This window comes from uncultured Arenimonas sp. (assembly GCF_963976025.1).
Taxonomy (GTDB): domain Bacteria; phylum Pseudomonadota; class Gammaproteobacteria; order Xanthomonadales; family Xanthomonadaceae; genus Arenimonas.
This window is the reverse complement of record NZ_CAXBJS010000248.1, coordinates 1-3,033: the sequence shown is the minus strand read 5'-3', so window position 1 is coordinate 3,033 and position 3,033 is coordinate 1. Positions and strand designations below refer to the sequence as shown.

General features: G+C 70.0%; 4 protein-coding genes. 1 reads left to right on the top strand and 3 read right to left on the bottom strand.

Features of this window, described 5'->3' with window-relative positions; translation table 11 throughout:
* Together AACZ35_RS13615 and AACZ35_RS13610 are read right to left on the bottom strand one after the other, a co-directional pair.
* Window positions 1–1,346 (bottom strand): HAD-IC family P-type ATPase (locus AACZ35_RS13615; RefSeq protein ID WP_339830200.1); only part of this gene is annotated, 1,346 nt, incomplete at its 3' end.
* On the bottom strand, window positions 1,330–2,187 hold the full coding sequence (locus AACZ35_RS13610) for a hypothetical protein (protein WP_339830198.1): 858 nt from the start codon (window positions 2,185–2,187) through the stop codon (window positions 1,330–1,332). The genes AACZ35_RS13610 and AACZ35_RS13615, both read right to left, overlap by 17 nt.
* A gap of 145 nt (window positions 2,188–2,332) precedes the next feature.
* Here AACZ35_RS13610 and AACZ35_RS13605 point away from each other — a divergent pair, with 145 nt between their 5' ends.
* Window positions 2,333–2,800, top strand: a complete 468-nt coding sequence (locus AACZ35_RS13605) for a hypothetical protein (protein ID WP_339830196.1) — start codon at window positions 2,333–2,335, stop codon at window positions 2,798–2,800.
* On the opposite strand, the gene AACZ35_RS13600 is transcribed toward AACZ35_RS13605, so the two are convergent.
* Window positions 2,701–3,009, bottom strand: coding sequence for a DUF1244 domain-containing protein (locus AACZ35_RS13600; RefSeq protein ID WP_339830194.1), 309 nt, complete (start codon window positions 3,007–3,009; stop codon window positions 2,701–2,703). The genes AACZ35_RS13605 and AACZ35_RS13600 overlap by 100 nt on opposite strands.
* Window positions 3,010–3,033: the final 24 nt, after the last annotated feature.

Here is a 3,033-nt window from a genome sequence, read left to right as displayed (position 1 = left end):
AGGGCGGCTTCAAGTCGCGACTCCGCCACGCCCAGCACGCGAAGTCCGCGCGCCGCCGCGTCCGCGGCCGTTTCAATGACCGCGGCCAGTTCCGCGGGCGACAGCTGGCACAGCCGTGCCACGGCTTCCGGCGCACCCTTGGTGGCAACCCGCAGGCTTGAATCGGTCAGCCTGTGCGCCACGCTCATGGCCGGTAGCTCCGGCGCCACCGGGAAGTGACCGACTTCGGCCTGGTCCAGGCCTTCGCCAGCCAGCGCCTGCAGGGCACGGTCCATCGGATCCATCGAATGCGCGCGGCTGGCCAGCGTCGCCGCTTCCAGCACGGGCCTCAGCGACCCGGGCACCGGGGCGTCCGCCTCCAGGCGGGCCTCATGGCTGCCATCGGAAAGCCAGGCCACGCGCATGTGGTTTTCGGTCAGCGTGCCGGTCTTGTCCACGCACAGCACTGTCGCCGCGCCCAGGGTTTCCACCACCGCGGCCCGGCGCACCAGCACGCCGACGCGTGCCATGCGCCAGGCGCCGAGTGCAAAAAAAACCGCCAGCGCCAGCGGGAACTCCTCGGGCAGCATCGCCATCGCCAGCGCGATCGACGACAGCAGGCCCTGCACCCACTCGCCGCGGACCAGGCCGTGGAACAGCAGCAGCGACAGGCTGACCACCAGCGCCAGCAACCCGAACAGGCGCACCAGCCGCGTGGGGTTGCGCTGCAGGCGGGTCGATTCAATCTGGATATCACCCAGGGCCTGGCCGATCTGGCCGCTGCGGGTGGCGACGCCGGTGCGCGTGACCTTGGCCAGGCCATTGCCGCCGATGACCAGGGTGCCGGCGAAAACCTCACCGGCTTCGCCTTCGGCGTCGGCATCCTTGTCCACGGGCAGGCTTTCGCCGGTAAGCAGGGATTCGTCCACCGCCAGCGAACGCGCCGACTGCAGGCGCGCATCGGCCGGAACCCGCGAGCCTTCCTCGACCACCAGCAGGTCGCCGGGCACCACCTCGCCGGCCGGCAGCCGCTGGGCGATGCCGGCACGGATGACTACCGCCACCGGCGCGCCGAGCGCACGCAGGGCTTCGAGCGCGCGTTCACTGCGCCTTTCCTGCACCACCACCAGGCCAATGGTGACCACGGCAAAGCCACCGAGCAGTGCGCCTTCGGCCGGTTCGCCCAGCACCAGGTAGGCCACGGCGGCCAGCGCCAGCAGCAGGAACATCGGTTCGGTCATCACGTGGGCGGCGATGCGCCCCAGGCCGCGCCGTGGCGGCGGCGGCAGTTCATTGCGGCCGTGTTCGGCCAGGCGGCGTGCGGCTTCTTCGGGTTCGAGTCCGCGCGGGTTATTCGAGCTGGTCACGGGCGAAGCCGGCGTCCAGGGCCTCCATCGCGTCGCGGGGCTTGAGCTTGCCGGCTTTTTCGAAAGCGGCGGCGGCCTGGTTTTCCTTCTTGTCGCCGTGCAGCAGCAACAGCAGGTTGGCGTGTTCGACGTGGGCGATGGGCGAGGACGGGGTCAGCTTCAGGGCGGTGGCCATGTGCTTTTCGGCGACCGCGGCCTTGGCGCCGTAGGTCAGGCCGCCGACCAGGGCGCCAACCTTGTCGATGATCTCGCCGTGGTAGAGCGCCATGGCGGTGTGCGCCTCGGCGTGTTTGGGCGCCAGTTCCAGCGCCTGCTCAAGCGCCTTGCGCACCTTGCCGGCCAGGCCCATCTTCAGGGCCTTGGCGATGGAAATGCCCTGGCTGTAACGGCCCATGGCATGCGCGAAGCGGTAGTGGCTGTTGGCTTCGCCGGGCAGGGCGGCGATGGCGGCCTCGGCCAGCTTGCCAGCCTGCTCGTAGCGCTTGAGCTGCTCGTCTTCGTCGTCCACCAGATAGGAGGCGTGGATCGCCAGCGCCTTGCAGGCCACCGAGGCACCGACCGGGCCCAGGGCCGAGCCGGCTTCGAAGGCCTGCTGGAAATCACCGCGGTGGAAATCACGCCACGCATCCTGCAGCGCCCCGGCCAGGGCTGCGTCGTCCAGGCCCTTGGGCGCAGCCTTGCCGGCCGCCTTGGCCAGGGCGGCAGCGCGTTTGTCGTCGGGGAAAGGTTCGGCGTCGCCGGCGTGCAGGACCGGCCAGGCCTTCTTCAACTTGTCGCCGGCGTAGTCAAACGCCTTGTCGGGGTGGGGGAAACGGGTCCAGGCGGACTTCTTGGCGGCCATGCAGATGCTCCGAACGGGATGCGGCCAGCATCACCCGAGCCACGGCCGTCCGCAAGCCGGTGCCGACTAGTGTGAAAGCTCTGGGCACGGCGCCCAGACTCGTTCCCGATACGGGGCCTTCCGCCCCCTGACAGCGAGGTTTGCCATGAGCCGTCCTACTTCCCGTCGTCGCAAGACCCCCGTTGAAATCAGCCCGCGCACCCTGCTTCTGGCTGGCCTGGGCGCCGCCGTGCTGGCGCGCAAGCAGGCCCGCCGTTCCTTCGACGCCGCCGCCGCCAATGCCGACCAGCTGCGTGACCGCGCTGAAGCCGCCGCCAACGAGGCCGGCCGCCAGGTCGCCCGCTTGCGCACCCAGGCCGAAGCTTTCGCCGAACGCGCCCAGGCCGAGTTCGAATCGCGCTTCATCACCGGCAAGCCGGTCCGCGCGCGCCGCCCGCCGCAAGCGCGCCTGACACCGTCTCTCTATCCCGTCAGTGGGACTTCAACGCCCCGGCCCAGCGGCCGGGGCGTTTTTTATCCGTGCTGTTTGCGGCTGGCCTCGAAGGCCGCCAGCTGTTCGGGCGTGGCGTCACGCTGGTGCGCGGCCTTCCACTGCGCGAAGGGCATGCCGTAAACCTGCTCGCGGGCCTGCTCGCGGTCCATGGCCACGCCGGATTCTTCGGCGGCCTCGCGCAGCCAGTCGGCCAGGCAGTTGCGGCAGAAGCCGGCGAGGATCATCAGGTCGATGTTCTGAACGTCGGTGCGCTCGCGCAGATGCTCGACGAGCCGGCGGAAGGCGGCGGCCTCGAGCTCGGTGCGCGTCGTCTGATCGATGTCGGTCATGGTGTTCTCCTTGTCCATGGGCCT

Bases quoted from the DNA above. Each gene is read 5' to 3' on its own strand.
- AACZ35_RS13610 (WP_339830198.1), bottom strand. From the start codon at position 2,187: ATGGCCGCCAAGAAGTCCGCCTGGACCCGTTTCCCCCACCCCGACAAG.
- AACZ35_RS13600 (WP_339830194.1), bottom strand. From the start codon at position 3,009: ATGACCGACATCGATCAGACGACGCGCACCGAGCTCGAGGCCGCCGCC.
- AACZ35_RS13605 (WP_339830196.1), top strand. From the start codon at position 2,333: ATGAGCCGTCCTACTTCCCGTCGTCGCAAGACCCCCGTTGAAATCAGC.